The 19,540-nt window shown below is 50.4% G+C and carries 14 protein-coding genes; 11 read left to right on the top strand and 3 right to left on the bottom strand.

Annotated elements, in window-relative coordinates; genetic code table 11:
- The first annotated feature begins 72 nt into the window (after positions 1 to 72).
- The 7 genes from FO446_RS20635 to FO446_RS20605 all read left to right on the top strand — a co-directional run bounded on the left by FO446_RS20635 (position 73) and on the right by FO446_RS20605 (position 9,348).
- Positions 73 to 1,854, top strand: coding sequence for a sigma-54-dependent Fis family transcriptional regulator (locus FO446_RS20635; RefSeq protein WP_237898948.1), 1,782 nt, complete (start codon positions 73 to 75; stop codon positions 1,852 to 1,854).
- A 101-nt stretch (positions 1,855 to 1,955) separates the two neighbouring features.
- Positions 1,956 to 2,513, top strand: a complete 558-nt coding sequence (lepB, locus tag FO446_RS20630) for a signal peptidase I (RefSeq protein WP_173610953.1) — start codon at positions 1,956 to 1,958, stop codon at positions 2,511 to 2,513.
- A gap of 99 nt (positions 2,514 to 2,612) precedes the next feature.
- The gene (locus FO446_RS20625) at positions 2,613 to 4,109 is read left to right on the top strand and encodes a helix-turn-helix domain-containing protein (protein ID WP_237898946.1); all 1,497 of its coding nucleotides are present in this window, start codon (positions 2,613 to 2,615) and stop codon (positions 4,107 to 4,109) included.
- Positions 4,110 to 4,272: 163 nt separating this feature from the next.
- Positions 4,273 to 5,943: a urocanate hydratase gene (hutU, locus tag FO446_RS20620; RefSeq protein WP_237901080.1), complete on the top strand. Its 1,671-nt coding sequence runs from the start codon at positions 4,273 to 4,275 to the stop codon at positions 5,941 to 5,943.
- A gap of 5 nt (positions 5,944 to 5,948) precedes the next feature.
- A complete protein-coding gene (gene hutI, locus FO446_RS20615) occupies positions 5,949 to 7,223 on the top strand; it encodes an imidazolonepropionase (protein WP_173610955.1) in 1,275 nt (424 codons plus the stop codon).
- Between the two features lie 72 nt (positions 7,224 to 7,295).
- Positions 7,296 to 8,636: a YjiH family protein gene (locus tag FO446_RS20610; RefSeq protein WP_173610956.1), complete on the top strand. Its 1,341-nt coding sequence runs from the start codon at positions 7,296 to 7,298 to the stop codon at positions 8,634 to 8,636.
- 73 nt (positions 8,637 to 8,709) lie between these two features.
- Entirely contained in the window at positions 8,710 to 9,348 is a 639-nt protein-coding gene (locus tag FO446_RS20605) for a pyridoxamine 5'-phosphate oxidase family protein (RefSeq protein ID WP_173610957.1), read from the top strand.
- Positions 9,349 to 9,401: 53 nt separating this feature from the next.
- On the opposite strand, the gene FO446_RS20600 is transcribed toward FO446_RS20605, so the two are convergent.
- Genes FO446_RS20600 through FO446_RS20590 form a run of 3 tightly spaced genes read right to left on the bottom strand, consistent with a single transcriptional unit; the run spans position 9,402 to position 12,917 of the window.
- Entirely contained in the window at positions 9,402 to 10,835 is a 1,434-nt protein-coding gene (locus FO446_RS20600; RefSeq protein WP_237898945.1) for an eCIS core domain-containing protein, read from the bottom strand.
- Between the two features lie 2 nt (positions 10,836 to 10,837).
- Positions 10,838 to 12,511 carry an MORN repeat-containing protein gene (locus FO446_RS20595; protein WP_237898944.1) on the bottom strand — a complete coding sequence of 558 codons (1,674 nt, stop codon included), beginning with the start codon at positions 12,509 to 12,511 and terminating at the stop codon, positions 10,838 to 10,840.
- Between the two features lie 19 nt (positions 12,512 to 12,530).
- Positions 12,531 to 12,917 (bottom strand): DUF4280 domain-containing protein, encoded by a 387-nt coding sequence (locus FO446_RS20590; RefSeq protein WP_015892467.1) that lies wholly within the window; start codon positions 12,915 to 12,917, stop codon positions 12,531 to 12,533.
- A gap of 170 nt (positions 12,918 to 13,087) precedes the next feature.
- Between FO446_RS20590 and FO446_RS20585 the strand changes: the two genes are divergently transcribed.
- The 4 genes from FO446_RS20585 (at position 13,088) to FO446_RS20570 (ending at position 19,510) form a co-directional block, all read left to right on the top strand.
- Entirely contained in the window at positions 13,088 to 15,844 is a 2,757-nt protein-coding gene (locus FO446_RS20585; protein ID WP_237898943.1) for an adenylate/guanylate cyclase domain-containing protein, read from the top strand.
- 18 nt (positions 15,845 to 15,862) lie between these two features.
- Positions 15,863 to 18,019: an ATP-binding protein gene (locus FO446_RS20580; RefSeq protein ID WP_237898942.1), complete on the top strand. Its 2,157-nt coding sequence runs from the start codon at positions 15,863 to 15,865 to the stop codon at positions 18,017 to 18,019.
- Between the two features lie 112 nt (positions 18,020 to 18,131).
- Positions 18,132 to 18,704, top strand: a complete 573-nt coding sequence (locus tag FO446_RS20575) for a Pvc16 family protein (RefSeq protein ID WP_047071825.1) — start codon at positions 18,132 to 18,134, stop codon at positions 18,702 to 18,704.
- Positions 18,704 to 19,510, top strand: a complete 807-nt coding sequence (locus FO446_RS20570) for a hypothetical protein (RefSeq protein WP_221868140.1) — start codon at positions 18,704 to 18,706, stop codon at positions 19,508 to 19,510. The genes FO446_RS20575 and FO446_RS20570 overlap by 1 nt, the downstream gene beginning before the upstream one ends.
- Positions 19,511 to 19,540 lie beyond the last annotated feature (30 nt).

Below are 19,540 nucleotides of genomic sequence, written 5' to 3'. Positions count from 1 at the left end.
ATTGCATAGAGGGCTGGCTTCTCCTGTGATGCGTTATAATGGATGCAAGAGATTGACGGGAGGGGAAGCCAGATGCCCTTGCGAGATATTCAAGAAAGTGTGCAACAGATTGCTTCGGCTGTTGCATCGGTTCTGCGCGTAGAAGTAGAGATTGCGGACAGTCAGTTTTTGCGGATCGCAGGGACGGGGAAGAATGAGGCTGGCGTTTTGCGAACGATGGCAGGAGAGGATCATATCTACCGGGAGTCGTTGCTCGCCGGGCATCCTGTTGTGATCATGCATCCCGGGCAGGATGAGCGGTGCCGTCCTTGTATGCATTATGGAAATTGCAGGGAGACGGGAGAGATTTGTTGCCCGATTCATTTAGATAATGAAAACATAGGTGTGATCGGCTTGCTCGCTTTCGATGAGGAGCAACGCGAGCGGTTGTTTGCAGATGTGGATGCGATATTGACCTATTTGCAAAAAATGGCTGAGCTGATCGCCATTAAGTTAAAAGAGCATTGCTTGTACGTCGAGCAGTTGCATACGGTAGAAAAGCTGCGTGTCGTTATGGATGAAATGGACAAGGCTATGTTTCTCGTCGATCAAGACAATCGGATCATGCAAGCGAACCAGCGTGCCCGTCAATATTTGCAGCTCGATCACGACGACAGTCAGACGGCAGAATGGATAGATGCCATTCGCCGTGCAGATGCTGGGCAATCTGCGCCAAAGCAGGTCGTTTTGTCCATCGGGCAGGAAGACAAGACCTTTTTGTTTGCCATCAAGCCCATTCTACTGGAAGGAACGGTCAAAGAATGGGTGATTACGCTTGATGATGTACAGGAAGTCGTGCAAATCGCAAGGCAGGTGAGTGGATATTCGGAGCCCGACCCTTTTCGGATGATCGGTGGAAACAGTCCTGCCATTGTGCAGGCAAAGGAAGTGGCAAGACGTGTGGCAGCCAGTGATTCGACTGTCCTGCTCCAAGGTGAAAGTGGAACCGGAAAGGAGCTCTTTGCCAAAGCCATTCATCAGGCAAGCCCGCGTCGTGACGAGCCGTTCCTTTCGATTAATTGCGCAGCAATCCCTGAGCATTTGATGGAAAGCGAGTTGTTCGGTTACGAGGAAGGCTCATTCACAGGAGCGCGAAAGGGTGGAAAACCGGGCTTGTTTGAGGTCGCGGGAAAAGGCACACTGTTCCTCGATGAAATCGGGGATATGCCCATGCCTCTGCAGAGCAAGCTGTTGCGCGTGTTGCAAGAAAAGGAACTGTACCGAATCGGAGGAAACGGCAAGCCTATACGCTTAGCGGCGAGGATCATTGCAGCGACCCATCTGGATTTGCAGGAGCGAGTAGACGCAGGGTTGTTTCGGTTGGACCTGTACTATCGTTTGCATGTAATTCCCATCCACTTGCCCTCGCTGCGAGAACGCAGAGAGGATATACTGCCTTTGGCGAACGATATCCTTTTGGCGCATGCGAATAGAGCGGGGAAGAAGCTGCTCGGCTTTTCCCAGGAAACGCAAAACGTCCTGTTTCATCACGGCTGGAGAGGAAATGTCCGAGAGCTGGAAAATGTAATCGAGTACGCGGTCAATATGGAAGCAAGCCCTTGGGTCCAGCCTGCGAGCTTGCCCATTCGAACGGGAATGCTGCGTGAATCTTCCCCACATTTCGTAAAAGAAAATCAGGGGTCATTCGACTGGCAAAAGCAAGGGCTTACGCTGAAAGAGCTGGAACGAGCAGCAATTGATACCGCGATGCAACAAATTCGGGATAGAAACGGACGAAAAGAAGAAGCAGCTGCGCTATTAGGCATAAGCCGGGCAACGCTGTTTCGGAAACTGCGCGAGTACGGTCTCACCTGATCTTTGCTTCCGGTCGATTTTTTGGGATTGGGCGGATAATGTGGTATGATGGTTTCGATACAGGAAGAGAGAATGGTATAAGGAAGGAGTGCCAAAAGAAAATGAAAGAAGTATTGGGATGGATTCGGTCGATAACCTTTGCTGTCGTTTTCGCTCTTGTCCTCGGAATCTTTGTATTTCAACCGTTCAAGGTTGATGGGCATTCCATGGACCCAACCTTACAAGACGAACAGCGCATATATGTGTCTAAACTATCACACACGTTTTCTTATTTGCCAGATTACGGCGACATTGTCGTGATCGACAGTAGGGTAGAGCGAGACCGTACATTGATGGACGATATCATGGGGCATCCCTTGGTGTCGCTGGTCACAGGCCAAGGCGATGATCACACGATGTATGTCAAACGTGTCATTGGAAGACCAGGTGACGTACTCGAGTTCAAAGACAACAAGGTGTATCGAAACGGTGAGGCATTGAACGAACCATATATCAAAGAAACGATGGAATATGTAGCAGACGGAAAGATCACGGTTCCAGCCGATCATATTTTTGTTATGGGAGATAACCGTAATCACAGTACAGATTCCCGCGATATTGGCTTTATTCCGCTGGATCATGTGATGGGAACCATGATCGAAAACCCTCTCAAGAAGTAAGGAACGTGAAGGAGAAAAGGTTGTCCATTTATGGGCAACCTTTGTTTCATAGTGAAAGATGTCCCACTTTTCTGATCGCTCTAAAAAGGAGGACGGCTTATGCTCAGCATTTTGATAGCGGATCGGGACCAGAACGAACGAATTGGGATCGGATGGCTCGTCAACAGCTATGCCATTCCGTATGACAAGGTGTATAGTGCCGGGACCATGGAAGACGTTTTCGAAATGATGGAAGCGCATACACCGGAAGTGCTCTGTATTGAACTGGACATGATCGGGCGCGGGGAGTGGGATCGGCTGAAGCTCCTGGTGGAGCAGTATCGTCCGACCGTTGTGGTGACCACATCAGAAGCCACGTTCGAGCGCGCGATGCAGGGAATTGGACTTTTTGCCCGCGATCTATGGCTGAAGCCACAGACACCGGAATACATCAGGAGAATCCTGACGAGATGCTGCCAGGAGCGCTTGGATCGGAAGCGAGTGAACGAAGAGAAGAGAACAGGATCGGACCATGACAGGGATGTCTCGTATCTTGACCTGTTTTTCCCCGGGCATGTTCAAGCCAAGTCTTATTCGCTCATGCTGGCTCAATTGGAGGATCCGAAGCGCCACCCCGAGCTGCTGCGCTTTTTTGAAGAATATCCGTTTCGCGACAAACCCGCTCTTTTGCCGTTAGGGGAGACCATTGTGGGGGTTTTTCCAATGGATGCTGTGGTATCGCCTTCTACGCTCCACCAAATGGGCAAGCGTCTGCTGATGGACTGGGAAGCAAATAATGACGCGCCGCTCTTTTTGGTCATGTATGACCCAAGCAACCATGAGCGGAGCTTGAACGAAAATTATGCGGATGCGAGCCAAGCCCTGCAAGTCCGCTTTTTTAAAGGATATCGGCAAGTGACGGTCGTGAACAATCGCGTGAATTGGACGATGATTGACCCATTTTTGACCCCCGCCGAACAGCGCACGTGGGTAGAAATGCTGGATGAAGGCAATCGGGAAGAGTTGAAGCAGTGGCTGTATACACACTTTTTTTACAAGGAAGAGCCCTATCCAGAGCCCGGGCTGTTGCGTATTCGGCTGACGAGTATTTTGGCCCAAGTCAGACGCTACATGATATCACGTGGTCTTGACTCTGGACCTTTGGAAGAGGAGTATCACCGGGTTTTCGAAACGATTCTGTACTCGCCGATCTTGTATCGGATCGTAGTGGAACTGCTGCTGTTTATCAATCAGCTTCTGGATGCTGCTCACCATCCCATCGACGAGTCCCGTGTCGATGTCGTGGAACAGGCGATTCGTTATATAGAAGGCCGCTATACCGATCCGGCACTGCGTCTGGAGGAGGTTGCACGCTATATCGACCGTAGCCCTTCCTATTTCAGTACGCTGCTCGCGCAAAAGCAAGGAAGCTCTTTTCGCCAAATACTCACTTCGTTGCGGGTAAAAGAGGCACGTCGATTGCTTCTTGAAACATCGATGTCTGTTCAAGAGGTAGCAGAGCGATGTGGATTCATTAACGCCAATTATTTCAGTAAAATTTTTAAGGAAAAGACAGGGACAACTCCACGTTTGTTACGAAATCAGAAGAAAAGATAGAAATCGAAAGAAAAGACAGATTTTTTCGTCAAACCATGAATGCGGTTGCAACTGAATCGAAAATAGAGGCACCAAATCGAAAGCGCGGTGCCTTTTTTGTCTTTCCTTGCTTTTTTACAATGGAGCTAAGAAGTACATCCTTTTAGAAAAGCAGGTGGAAATGATGACGACGACACAATCCGTTGAGCAATTGATCCAAGCCTTTTCAGGTACCCAATTACATACAAAGGGATGGGTGCAGGAAGCTGCGCTGCGCATGCTTTTGAACAACCTCAATCCCGATGTAGCGGAGCGTACAGAGGATCTGGTCGTATACGGCGGAATTGGCAAGGCGGCGCGGAACTGGGAATGCTTCGATGCAATTGTCAAAACATTGCAAACGTTGGAGAGCGATGAAACACTTCTCATCCAGTCTGGCAAGCCAGTTGCTGTATTCAAATCGCATACCGATGCGCCGCGTGTGCTGCTGGCAAACTCGAACCTGGTGCCTGCCTGGGCGAATTGGGAGCATTTCCACGAGCTGGACAAAAAGGGTTTGATGATGTACGGACAAATGACAGCGGGAAGCTGGATTTACATTGGCAGCCAGGGCATCGTACAAGGAACGTATGAGACCTTTGCAGAACTGGCACGCCAGCATTTTGAAGGAACGCTGACCGGAACCATTACCGTCACAGCAGGCTTGGGCGGCATGGGTGGGGCGCAACCGTTAGCCGTATCACTCAATGGCGGTGTGAGCATCAATATCGAGGTGGACCCGACTCGTATCCAACGCAGACTGGACACAAAATACCTGGATGTGATGACAGAGAGTCTGGATGAAGCGATCCGTTTGGCGGAAGACGCGAAACGCGACAAAAAAGGCATTTCCATCGGTTTGTTGGGCAATGCACCCGAAGTGCTGAATGCCATGCTGGCTCGCGACTTTATCCCGGATGTGCTGACGGACCAGACCTCCTCGCATGATCCACTCAATGGCTACATTCCCATCGGTATGTCACTGGAGGAAGCAGCTGAACTGCGGGCGCGCGATCCGAAAGCATACGAATCTCACGCAAAAGCAAGTATTGCTGAACACGTTCGCGCGATGCTCGCCATGCAGGAAAAAGGAGCAGTCACTTTCGACTATGGCAATAACATCAGGCAGGTGGCAAAAAACGAGGGTGTGGAGGACGCGTTCCGTTTCCCTGGCTTTGTGCCAGCCTACATCCGTCCGCAGTTTTGTGAGGGCAAGGGGCCGTTCCGTTGGGTAGCGCTATCCGGCGATCCGGAGGATATTTACAAGACAGACGAAGTCATCCTGCGCGAGTTTTCCTATAACACGCATCTGTGCAACTGGATTCGCATGGCACAGGAGCGCATTCAGTTCCAGGGACTGCCTTCCCGCATTTGCTGGTTAGGCTATGGCGAGCGTGCGCGTTTTGGTCAAATCATTAATGAGATGGTGGCGCGCGGCGAGCTATCGGCTCCTATCGTCATTGGGCGTGACCATCTGGACTCCGGCTCTGTTGCTTCGCCAAACCGTGAGACGGAAGCGATGAAGGATGGCAGCGACGCGGTTGCAGACTGGCCAATTCTCAATGCCATGATCAATGCGGTAGGCGGAGCGAGCTGGGTGTCTGTGCATCACGGAGGAGGCGTTGGCATGGGCTACTCCCTCCACGCTGGAATGGTCATCGTGGCAGACGGAACACCAGAAGCAGCACGTCGTCTGGAGCGTGTCCTCACGACCGATCCAGGCATGGGCATCGTCCGACATGTCGATGCAGGGTACGACCTCGCGATTCAAACAGCCAAGGAAAAAGGCGTCCACATTCCGATGATGAAGGAGTAAGAGCCATGACAAAACCTGTATGGATTCGCCATGCCAGTCAGCTTGCCACGCTGGCTGGCGGCTCCTCTTCCCCAGTAGTTGGAGCGCAAATGAACGAGTTGTCGATCATCGAGGACGGAAGCATCTGGCTGGAAGACGGCGTGATCCAGCGTGTGGGAACAGATGAAGAGCTGGCACTTCACTATCGAGATCGTGCGCATGAGGCGCAAATCATCGATGCTTCGGGCCAACTGGTCACGCCAGGGCTGATAGATCCTCATACACATTTGGTGCACGCGGGCAGTCGGCAAAACGAGTTTAATATGCGACTAAACGGTGCGACCTATATGGAGATTATGAACAATGGCGGTGGTATTCACTCGACCACTGCAGCGACCCGCGCAGCCACCCACGAAGAGCTGTTTGCCCAGAGTAAGCAGCGTCTTGACCAGTTTCTGTTGCATGGGGTCACAACCGTCGAGGCGAAAAGCGGATACGGCCTGACATTGGAAGATGAGCTGAAGCAGCTCGAGGTCGCCAAGCAGTTGCACGAAGCACATCCCATCGACATCGTTAGTACCTTTATGGGTGCACATGCGGTGCCGCGTGAATATAAGGAAAATCCGGATGCGTTTGTAGACGTGGTCATCGAGGAAATGATCCCGGAGGTTGCTCGTCGCAAGCTGGCTGTTTTTAACGATGTGTTTTGCGAAAGAGGTGTGTTCACCCCTGAGCAGTCCCGACGCATTCTCGAAGCTGGGGTCCGACATGGGCTGCTGCCGAAGATTCATGCGGACGAAATCGAACCGTATGAAGGGGCAGAGCTGGCAGCTTCGGTTGGGGCGGTATCTGCGGATCATTTGTTGCGTGCCTCCGACAAGGGGATTGAACAGATGGCAGAAGCGGGTGTCATCGCTGTGTTACTGCCCGGTACGGCGTTTTTCCTGATGGCTGAGTCAGCAAATGGCAGGAAAATGATTGATCGTGGCGTGGCTGTCGCGATTTCAACGGATTGCAATCCGGGCTCGTCTCCAACGGTTTCGCTCCCACTCATCATGAATCTTGGTTGCCTGAAAATGGGGATGACGCCAGCCGAGGTGCTGACAGCAGCTACCATCAATGCCGCTCACGCAATCCGCTGCGCGCATGAAGTCGGCAGCCTTGAGGTTGGGAAAAAAGCAGATGTCACGATTTTTGACGTTCCTGATTTCATGACCTTGCAATATCGGTATGGGATTAATCACGTAAACACGGTCATCAAAAACGGAACAATTGTCGTTGCTGGGGGCAGACTGGCGTAATACGAAAGAGAGCAAAAGAAAAACGGATAGAAGTGGGGGAGACCGGCTTGTCTTTAAAATGGGGGGACATGTATGGGAAATATTTCGAACAGCAATCTTGCACCTCATCCTGATCAGCAAGCCGTATCCACCACACATGCTTGGAAGTTTTTTGTTTTTAGCCTCATTGGTATTTTTGTCTTTTTTATTCCAGTTACCGTTAATGACACAAGCTCGATTATGCTCGATCACATCGTGACATGGGTTCGGCAAATCATGCCGGGTGTAATACCGATATATGCCTTGCTTGTGATTGTGCTTGGGGCCATTTATCCGTTTGTAACGGGCAGTTGGAAGCAGAGCAAATTAAATCTCGTCTTTTCTGCACTAAAAGTACTGGGTGTGCCTATCGCTCTGTTAATCTATTTTCAGGCGGGTCCAGCATGGCTGCTGGACAAGAATATGGGGCCATTTCTTTTTGAAAAGCTGGTGATTCCCGTAGGCATGGTGGTCCCGATCGGCTCCGTGTTCTTGGCGTTGCTGGTTGGCTACGGCCTTTTGGAATTTATCGGGGTACTGGTGCAACCGATCATGCGCCCGATTTGGAAAACACCAGGCCGCTCTGCGGTAGATGCGGTGGCTTCCTTTGTGGGAAGCTATTCGATCGGTCTTTTGATCACGAACCGGGTATTCAAAGAAGGCAAATATACGATTAAAGAAGCAGCCATTATTGCAACGGGCTTTTCCACCGTTTCTGCGACATTTATGATCGTCATCGCGAAAACATTGGATTTGATGAATTACTGGAATCTTTACTTCTGGGTGTCGCTCGTCGTGACGTTTCTCGTAACCGCAGTGACGGTGCGTATTTGGCCGCTGTCCAGCATGAGCGATGCGTATTATCAGGACAACGGCGATCCTGAAAAAGTAATCAAGGAAAAACGGCTGCGCCAGGCGTGGACGGAAGCAATGGATGCGGCGGGAAAAGCACTGCCGCTTAAACGAAACATTTGGGAGAACTTGCGGGATGGCTTTATTATGACCATGAGTATTCTTCCGTCCATTATGTCGGTCGGTTTGCTCGGGTTGGTGCTGGCTGAATTTACCCCTTTGTTTGACTGGTTGGGTTACTTGTTTTATCCGATTACATGGCTCTTGCAAATTCCAGAGCCGATGCTGGCTGCAAAAGCGTCAGCAATCGAAATTGCCGAAATGTTTTTGCCCGCACTATTAGTGGTAAAAGCGCCTCTGGTCACCAAGTTTGTCATTGCAGTTGTCTCAGTTTCTTCCATCCTGTTCTTTTCCGCGACGATTCCTTGCATTTTGTCTACCGAGATTCCGATTAGTATTCCAAAGCTTCTGGTGATTTGGGTAGAGCGTACGATCTTAACACTGCTGTTTGTTACCCCGTTAGCTTTCCTGCTCCTGCCATAATCATGAAAAGAGAATGGGCAAATATGGTATGATGGTGGCAGATTCGAACAAGCAGAGGAAAGAGGGGGAAGTCATGTCAGGATTCGGAATATTCCGGAATGTAATCACGTCAGAGCAGCAACTGCGCGAAATGGTAGGAGAGCCAAGTCGTCTCGTACAGAACAAGGCGATAACCCAGCTGGATAACCATAGCCGCAATTACATTGCCCAAGCGCCATTTCTCATCATTGCCACAGCAGACAAAGATGGCCATTGCGATGCTTCGCCACGCGGAGATGCGCCTGGCTTTGTGCATGTCATCGACGATCACCATCTCGTCATCCCTGAGCGCCCAGGAAACAAGCGAATGGACTCTATCACGAATATTTTGGTCAACCCGCATATTGGGCTTATCTTTTTGATTCCTACGCTAGAAGAGACATTTCGCGTGAACGGCAAGGCTTGCATTATTCGCGATGAAGAAATACTCGCGAAAATGGCGGTAAACGGGAAGGCGCCAACGCTCGGGATCGGCGTAAAGGTAGAGGAGTGCTTCGTCCACTGTGCGAAGGCATTTATGCGCTCCGGTCTATGGAAGCCAGAGACCTGGCCGGCAGAGGGGACCACTCCTAATGTCGCGCAAATGCTGGCGGATCATGTGAAGCTTCCAGGTGTGACGGCAAAAGAAGTGGCAGAGGGCTTGCAAGACAGCTATACGAATCGATTGTACTAATGTCAAAAGTGAAACGACAGCCATTTATTTAGCGTGGCTGTCGTTTTATCATGTTATTCGCGAACAGGATCATCTACCAGCCACCCTGCCCCGATTTCACCCCAGTAGTAACACTCCAACGAATACGATGGCATATTCGAATAACGGATGTGTTCCGGGATAATGAATGCAGGATTTACACCACCGGTTCCGCCTGTGGGTGTACCTCTGGTGATGCCGCGGAATATAACCTTGATATTATAGTTGGGCAGATTGGTCATGCTCCCCAATCTTTGAATAACCCTTTGCTTGAGATCGCCTAGTTCGGCAGCCGCCCGGTTTTCCATTTTGGTGTACGGCCAAGGATTTTCTGGATGATATTTTTGAATGACGATGACGTATTCATCATATTGATCGGTATCTCGTCGTTTATCCAATTGACCAATCGCCTCGTGAATACGTGCGTTAATTTGTAAATCATCATGGGAACTGATCGTCTTGATCTCCATTGCAACGCGTTTTTCCACGTGTAAAACATTTGAATTCTCCTCGTCTTCGTCCATCATGTCGACTCTCTCATCGTTGTCGTTTTCTTGCTCCTCCCAATAGCTGTAATCGATGTCAGGATCATTGTCCTTATCCTGACCGAAAAAAGGCGTGATTTCCTCTCCCAAAAGGCGCTGTGCCTCTTCAAGTTCTGTATAGTTCCCGCCTGTAACTGAAAAAATATCGGATATTTTGGAATGCAGACTATAGCTGAAGCGCACTTTGTCATTGAAGGTTAAGTAGTCAACATTGTCAAAAAGTTCACTGACTGTGCCGTCATGCAAGTCATTGGTTTTATCCACATGCTTACCCCACATTCTTCGTGCATCTTTTAAAGCTTCATCCCAAGTGCCTTGGATAATGGGGGATGATACAGAACCAGAAGCATCCGTACCTGTACCATCCGTCATGGTTCCTGCTGCTGCCAGTGACCCATAGTGATCAGCTTCCGCTTCCAGAGCCGGATCATCATTGATGGGCAAGCTGGAATCAGGAACGTTCGCCTGTACCCGTCCTTGTCGTTGCTGGACCACATGTGTCAGCTCATGACCGAGTAGCTGTTGGCCGCTATGCGTCTCTGGCTGATACGTCCCCGGAGCAAAGTGAATGTCATTCCCTTGGGCGAAGGCAACAGCCCCGATTTGGGAGGCGACAGACGATTCTGGATGAATTTGTACATCTGAAAAATCAGTGTGAAAAGCCTTTTCCATTTTTGCTTGGACGGAATCGGGGAGCGAGCGGCCGCTGCTGGAAGAGAGATTCTCCGATTTTTGCAGGGGAGTATTCGATAACATGCGCTGGATGGCCTGGTTGCCAAGAGTCTTTTGCAGCGAAAGGATGTGGGAAGAGTGACTCGCCTTTCTTTGGATCTGGCTCGGTTGGAGCATGGGCTTGGAGACAGGTGCTTTCGGTTTTTCCTGAATCGCATCCATAGACGACTTGCTAGATTCATAGCGTCGCATGATTACACCCCCTCTGCTTTTGTCACGTCCAATTGAACGGGTTCCTTTTGCTGTGCCTGATAGAAATAGAGATACAGATACGGGTCGACCAAATAGCTCGTGATAGCGCCAGTACGGGTAGAGTATGTGGAGGATGTCTTGGGCAAAATGGCAGATTTGCTGTCGAGCTCGTTCCGATCTTCTTTGACAATCGAGATGACCTGTGGGTGATATACGTGAACGGCAGTGACAATCTGCTTGCCAGGGAGTCCTGGTGCTGGTTCAAGTGTAAAAGCCATGTTCATTTCACGATATGAAAGTTTTTGCGGCGATAAAGTGGTATCCTTTACTGGTGGAACTTCGGGTGCTTTTTGATCGGCAGGAGGAGGAACAGCACCCTCGGCTTCCTTCGGTGTGTCATCGTCGGGCTTGCCCATGATTTCCTCCAGCTTGCTCCGGGAGATGCCAATGAATCCTGGCAAATGAATGCGCCCCTCGCGAAAAAAACCTTTATATAGAGGTAAGCCTTCCTTGTCGTAGAGTACCCCGATGCCGTCGTAGGCACCTGCCCGAAATTGCCCTTGATACAACAGAGCGTCTTCGGCAGAACGAAGCTCTCCCGTTCCGTGATAATGCCCTTCGGCAAAGCCGCCTTTATACAGCGTTACGCCACTTGCATCTTTCAGCTCGCCCTGCCCGTGATACACGCCCAGCAAAAAATCACCTTGATAAACGATGCTGCCACTGGTGGAGAATTTGGTTCCGGTTCCATTGAAGTGCCCATTGCGAAAATGCCCTTCATAAACGAGCTTGCCATCCCGATCAAAAAGACTCCCGGCCCCGTTGTATCTGCCGTCCACAAATTGCCCTTTATACTGCACGAGCCCGTTTTCGTAGTAATCGGTACCTTCGCCGCCGTAGAAGCCATTGTCAAAAAGTCCGTCGTAGAGCAGCTTCCCATCCTTCGTAAAAAGTCGGCCAGCTCCGTTGTACACGCCGTTTTGAAAAGCACCCTCGTACTTAATTGCGCCATTTGTGTACAATTCCTGACCGGCTCCATCCAGCTTCCCATTTTTGAAATCTCCCCGAAAAACAACTTGCTGGTTGTCGTTGTACAACGCTCCTTGACCAGCGTATACCCCATTGTCAAACCCGCCTTGATAGACGAGAACGCCTTTCCGGTATCCTTTGCCCAAGCCTTGTGGAGTGCCGCTTTTAAACTCGCCGCTGTAGAAAAGCTTGCCATTGTCGTCATAGAGCTCGCCTTTTCCGTCATACAGACCATCCACGAGCTGACCAGAATAGATCATCGTGCCTTCCGGGTTGTAGATGATCGCCAAACCCGTGTCGGAAATCTGTTGATTGGGAGTTTTTAAGTGAATGACGATGGGACGTTGCAAAAAGCGGTTAAGCGCATCGGGAGGATTGATGAACAGGAAGTAGGCCAGGACAAGGAGGAATAGTCCTGTCAAAATGAGAAAGCGTTTGGCGATGTAAAAACGGCCGATATGCACGTAATCGTTGAGTGAAGTTTCTTTTTTTGTGAATAATCCGGCAATGCCGTTCTTGATCCAATCGAGGGCTTGCTTGGGGAGGGCGGCTCCTTTTTTTATCCAATCCTGCCCCCATTTTTTGAGCGGATGGGTGAGCGGGTCGACAATCGTTTGTTCCGTTAGCTTTTGGAGTTGTTTGTCCATATCGTAACCTCCCTACTTGTCAGGGAACCTGAATCGTCGCTTGTCCGGGGTTCGTGATTGAAATGACGCCACCCCAGCTGCACATGAGCTTGGAGGTTTGATTGAGGGCAGGCATGTTGGCGACGAGAACAGTAGGGGAGCCAGGAACCCAAGGGGCTGCTGTGACAGGAACGCAGGGGACCGGAGTGAAAACGCCCAGCTTTGCCGCTGTGGCTGCTGCGACCTGAGGGTTGGACATCGTATTGCACATCCCGAATGGAAGGACGTTTACCATCGGTTTATTGTCCATGATGTTTGCAATCGGCATACTGGTTGTGACGCGATTCACCGGGAGCACCATAAGTGAACTGGGAGCAGCACCGAAGCTGCACTGTAGCATGGCTCCTCCGCAGACAAGTTGTCCCATGAAGCCAACTCCTTTTCATAAGTCATCTGGTAAGATATTGAAAATCAATCTGTATAGTAGTATAAATGTCAAATAGAGAAGATGTATAGCGAAATTTGTAATTTTTAGTATAATGTTGCTTGGTATCATTTTCGAAAATACGTTTTCGAGAGATGGGAGAACCGCAAACGATGGGAAATAACAAGAAGTATTCCTGGTTGACCGGACTGCTGATTGTATTTGTTGGGATCGGCTTGCTGCTCGCTTGGAACGTGAATAGAAGCGGGAAGCAGGACGAACCGTTTCAAGGGATCAACAGCATCGCGGTCAATAGTCAAAAGGATGTCGTCCTCATAACGGATGGACACCAAAAGCTGACTAGCCTGTACCCCGATCGGACGCTACGGTACCAGCAAGTCCTGGAGCAAAATCCAGAAGAAGGCTTGGAAAATTTCACAGAGGTAGCCATCGACGAAGAAGGATATGCGTACGTGCTGATTACAAAGCTCGACAGCTTTGGCTTGCGGACTGTATCCGAGAGAATCGTGCGAATGTCGCCAGAGGGAGAAATCGTACAAGTCGTGTATGAAGATTCATACGGAGCGAACAGCTCGTACAAGCGAATTGGCAAGGTACGCTCCCTGCAAGTTGCGAAAGATCGCCTTTATTTTTATGTGTATCAACATCCTGAAGTAATTGCCTATCAATTTGTACCCTCTGATTCACCCCCCACACAACTCTATCAAATCCAATTGCCTAATGAAGTGTACGTCAATGAAATCACAGGAGTAGACCCACGGCATACCTATGTCACTACCAAGCGCGGAGAGTTTTTTCAGGTCGACGTTCCCCAGGGAAGCGGGGAAGCTCAAGTGAAAGGTCCGCTCTACATTCACTCTGAGCGCTCGGAAACGAATCGTACCGTCCCCGATCATGTCAAAGTGGGGCCAGCAGGGCGTCTTCTTTTCTACAATTCTGATCAAAATGTCATTGAACGCTTCGATCCCGCACATCCAGATGAAATCGCCTTGATGGTGCCTTCCAAAACATTCGAGCAGATCAAGTCGAGCGATAGCAGTGCCTTAACGGCGTTTGCTGTAACTCCCCAGTATGAGATCGTAGTCGCCACAGACAGTCAACTCGCCTTCCTGGATCAACAAGGAAATGTGATGACCAAGCTCACGTCCCCGTCTGTATCCGGAGAAGACCGCTTGAAGGAATGGACCTGGTGGACAGGATTGGGTATGGCAGTTCTCCTGTTTTGTGTCATTCAGTTTCTGTTGTTTCGCCTCTTCCGGATTCCGTTGATTATCAAGCAAACGATTGTGATCGCCCCACTCATTGTTGTCCCTGTATTTCTTCAACTGGAGGGAACGAAGCTGACCTTCTCGTTTATGGAGAAGGAAAATCAAACCGATCTTCGTCTCCAAGCCTATGTTATTTCTACGCTGATCGAAGGGGACAGGCTGGATGGAATCAATGGAGCGATTGACTACATGAATGCGGACTATCAAGCTATACAGGCCAACCTGAAAAAACTGGAGGTCCCAGACGATGTGAATGTGAACAGGGGGTTATATAAAACGATTTACAAATACAAGGATGGCGAATTGTTTCTCATGATGGATGACAATGACAGCGCAGAAGTGTTTGAGAATGTGTCCATTGATGATGAGTTCCGCAGTGTGGTCATGAAACGGGAGATCGTCTCGGGTAAAGCCCAGGATCGGACAGGCTACTGGATGTACGCGATGGCCCCGATCTACAACTCCGCAGGCAAGCTATCCGGTGTGTTGGAGCTAGGCAGAGAAATGAACGGGGTCCGCATACAGCACAACGAAATGTCCCGTGAGCTCGGTCGTGGCGCTGCGCTGGTGTGGTCGATCTGTGCGAGTCTATTTTTCCTTTTCTCGTGGCTGACTTACCGAAACATCCGCAATCTGCAAACGAACGTCTCCGATATGGGAAAAGGCGACTACAGTGTGGTGGCCAGGGTTCGTTCCATGGATGAAATTCAAAAGCTGGCAGAAAGCTTCAACCAAATGGCAAAGCGCATTCGTCAGTACATTTCGAATATCACGAGGATGAGCGAGGCGAACAATCGCTTTGTGCCGCAGCAGTTTATCCATTTTCTCGGGAAGGAAAGCATACTCGACGTGGAGCTGGGTGATCAAGTGGAGCGGGAAATGGCCGTTATGCGGATGAGTCTGCAATCGTTTCATGCCATCTCTCATCGCCTGCAACCAGAGACGACCTTCCGTGTCATCAATGCGTTTCTCAAACGTTTTGCTCCGATTGTGAACGAGAATCAAGGGATGATTACCGAATATCTCGATCCCGGGGTGCTTGCTGTTTATCCAAAAGAGGCAAAAGACGCGTTGGATGCGGCGGTACAGATGCGCCGTACGTTAGCAGACTATAACGAGCAACGGGCGGAAAAAGGATACGATCCGATTGAGTTGCGAGTTGCTCTGCATCATGGTCCGCTGATGCTGGGGATTATTGGTGAGGCGACACGTCTGGAGGCTGCGATTATATCGGATCACGTCCGGGTGGTGGAGAAAATGGAAAAGATGGCGGAAACGCTCGGGGCCTGCATCCTGATGTCCGATTCGCTGTTTGCCAAGATGGGAGAGAGCACGCCGTATCGATATCGTGATTTAGGCTGGGTGCATATCGAGGGGGAGGCTCAGCCGATGCATTTGTACGACGTCTACGAGGGGGACGCTGAACAGATTCGTGCTCACAAGGATGAGACGAAGGATTTGTTTGAGCAAGCGATTGCGATGTATCAAAATGGGAGGTTTCACGATGCACGCTCCGCTTTTCTGTCCGTCATCAAGCAAAACCGCTGGGATCAGGCGGCGCGACAGTATTTCTACTTATGTGATGAATACGCACAAAAAGGGGCCGAGCGAGATTGGTCTGGCGAGTTGAAAATATCGTAGGAGCGGTGAAAAAGCGAAATGACGAGTCCCGAACCGAATCACAACCAGTGGAACTATTACGAAGAGATGCTTCGATGGCTGGATATTCATCTGATGCGCTTGCTGGCCGTGCGAGCACAGCAGGGGGATGATTATCCGCTCGATCAAATGAGGGGGGTGATTGTCACAGAGGAAGAAGTTGTGCAATTGCTCGAGGCAGCTCCGCCGGCAACGCTGCTATGGGAAGCTTTCGCAGAGCGGGTGGCAGCATGCGAGGAACGACTTCATGCCCTGCACATGCAAGAAGCGGGTAGCGTACCGATTTTGGCAGTGGCAGACGCTTTTTCACTCAACCCCTTCGAGCTGGGATGTTTATTTCTTTGCCTGGCAGTCGAGCTGGATCGGAAGTACGAAAAGCTGTTTGGCTACCTCCTCGATGATATTACATGCAAGTCACCTACTCCCGAATTGGCGATGCAGCTATTTTGCCGGACAGCGACCGAGAGAATAGAGGCCTGGACAGCGTTTGCGCAAAAAAGCAAGCTGGGCCGATTGCTGCTTTTTACCGAGGGGGACATGGGGGGCAGCGGCTCATGGCTTTCTCGGCCGTTAAAGCTGGATGAACGTATGCTGCACTTTTTGACGACAAGGGATGGAGGTGATGCCGGTCTGCCACCTTGGCTATCCTGGAGCTTGCCAGATCAAGAGCTGGAACCGTTGGTAGGAGAAAGTGCGATTCATTTGCAGGAGCGCTTTGACACATTATGGGAAACGGCAGGAGTAGATTCAGAGCGGATTCTCCTGCATTTGCATGGTCCGACTGGCGTTGGCAAAAGGCATCGAGTCAAGCATCTGTTTCATCGCGTCAGGAGACCAGTGCTGTTCGTCGATGCAGAGCGCTTGATCCACGAGGAAGCTTTTTCACGCAGATTCCAGCAGGTATTGCGGGAGGTGCAGCTGCGTCGGGGGGTGCTGTGCTTGCATCAGTTCGAGGTTTTTAAGACAGAAGAGGTCCAAACCGTTGGGCGAAAGCAACTGATGATGGATGAACTCGAAAGCTTTCTGGGCCCCATTGCCATTTTGGCGAAAAGTCAATGGAAGCCGGAAAACGCTCTGGGGAAGAGGATTTGGCTGGAAATGGAGGTGCCTGGTCCAGATGAAACGGAAAGGAGGCGATTATGGGAGAAGGGCCGTGCAGGCATGAGCTTTTCTCAAGAGATTGATGTAGGCGTTTTAGCCGGAAAATTCAAGCTGAATGCCGGGCAAATCAACCAGGCGCTGCAAAGAGCAAACGAGATGGCGATGCAGACGAAAGACGGGATCATTACGAAAACACATCTCCATGAAGCTTGCTTCCTGCAAATGAGGCATGCACTAGAAAAGCACGCCACGCGTTTGAGACCCAAATACAGCTGGGAAGAATTGATTTTGCCTGAGGAGCAACTGACTTTGTTGCGGAACGCCTGCAATCAGGTGACCTACCGAAATGTCGTTTTGGGAGAGTGGGGCTTTGGGCGAAAGCTCTCTTATGGCAAGGGCGTCAGCATGTTGTTTGCAGGTCCTCCGGGTACGGGCAAGACGATGTCGGCGGAAGTCGTGGCAAATGAACTAGGTTTGGAACTTTTTAAAATTGACTTGTCGCAGGTGATCAGCAAATACATTGGGGAGACGGAAAAAAACCTCCACCATATCTTCTCAGAAGCGAAGATCGGCAATGCCATCCTCTTCTTTGATGAAGCCGATGCCCTTTTTGGCAAGCGCTCAGAAGTGAAAGATTCGCATGACAAATACGCGAATGTGGAAACGGCCTACTTGCTGCAAAAGATGGAGGAGTACGAGGGGGTCTCCATTTTGGCGACGAATCTCTTGCAAAATTTTGACGAGGCTTTCATGCGCAGAATCAACTACGTGGTGAAGTTTCCTTTTCCCGAACCGGACTATCGCGAAGAAATATGGCGCAGCATGTTCCCGACCGATACGCCGCGAACTGCTGATATCGATTTTGAGTTTCTCGCGTCCAAGCTGCACATTGCTGGGGGAGGGATCAAAAATGTGGTTCTCGCTGCTTCCTTCTTGGCTGCATCGGAAGGCACGCCCGTTTCCATGAGCCATTTGATTGCGGCTGCGAAGCAGGAGTTAAAAAAGACGGGTAAGCTGCTATTGAAAGAGGATTTGGGGGAGTACGCCAACAGGTAGCGTGTCGAAGAAAGTGTATAATTTTACAAAATTAGATAAAAATTCATGTAAAACCATTAATTTGAATGTTATGATAAGTATATTCTGTCAAATAATGTCGAGGTGAGCGGGTATCAGTCAGTACACCGCCATTGCTGAAGTAGGAGAGACGCTGCTCGCTCTTTTGCGAAAAGAGATGACGCCGGAGCCAATTAGCCAACCCGAACTGATTGGTCTAAGCTCGCCTGCTCAGCCAGGAGATTTGGCCTTAGCCTTGTTTTTATACGAAATCCGGGAAAGTCAGGAGAGGCAGCACATGATGATCAGTGAAGGTACTGATCAGTTGCGATATCCCCCAATGACGGTCAATCTCTCCTACATATTGACCGCCCATTCCCCAGCGGAACAGCATACCCGCATGCTGGACGAGCACCGCATCCTCGGGCGTGCCATGCAGGTTCTCTACGACAACGCCATTTTGCGTGGCGATCAGCTTCAAGGCTCCCTTGCAAACATGGATACAGAGCTTCGTGTCGTCGTGGAGCAGCCTCCCGTTGATAAACTCATCCAACTCTTTCCGCATGTTCCGTACAAGCTATCCATCGGCTACTCGGTCGGGCCGGTTCATATCGATTCCACCCGAGTTCGTTCAACGAAGCGCGTGCTGGAACGGGATATTCGCATACGAGGGGAAGGTCATGGTTAATGGAGCAGCATTTCCAGGTGCGCATTCGTTCCGTCTTCTCGTATGCCGTCCGTCTGGTGGACATGTATACAAAAGGAGCTCCTTTTCGCTCGAGCTTGTCTGTTCGCTTGGCGAATCATCCACAAGTGCCCATAGAAAAAGGGGACGGATGGTATATCTTTACTGATTTGCCCGATGGGATTTACACACTCAACATAAGCAGCAGGGAGTATATGGATCGCTCCGTGACCTTCTCCGTGATCACCGGGAGCACAGCTTACTCCGAACGAATCGTTTACTTGCATCCGAGTCCAGCCTATCCATTCCGGTCAGGAGACTCCCTTGTTAGAGGGAGAGCCTGCGTGGCGGATGGTTCCCCAGCTGGCGGTGCCTGTGTGCAGGCTGTCATCTCGTATGAGCGAGATGCCCCGGTGAGATTGGCCGAGGATGCTGACAAAGAGGCCACGGAGCTAATCGTAGCCAGTAAAAAGGGCCAAGTCGATTTGGCTGACGCTTTTCTTCTCGAAACACCCACATGTAAAGGGACGATCATTCGTTTTGCAAGTCCCCCAAAAGGTCGGGTTTATCCCTTGACCGAACCTCTTTCTTTTGCCTACCCAAGAGGCACTGTCTTACTCCCACTGCTCGAAACGCACTGCGACGACAGAGGAGAATTCGTAGTTGCCCTTCCGTTGTTTCTGGAAAAAACTCATGCGCGTATGAAAATTGAAGTGCGGCGGGAAGAAGCCGCTGGTTTTGCCGAGCTTTCCATTCAAGCCGGTACGAACCAATCCATAGGTATCATCCAAATGAACAGACCTAAATAGGGTGATCCGGCAGTTGTTTGGCGTCGGTCC

The organism is Brevibacillus brevis, assembly GCF_022026395.1.
GTDB lineage: Bacteria > Bacillota > Bacilli > Brevibacillales > Brevibacillaceae > Brevibacillus.
The sequence above is the reverse complement of the archived record's forward strand: the minus strand, read 5'-3'. Positions and strand labels throughout refer to the sequence as shown.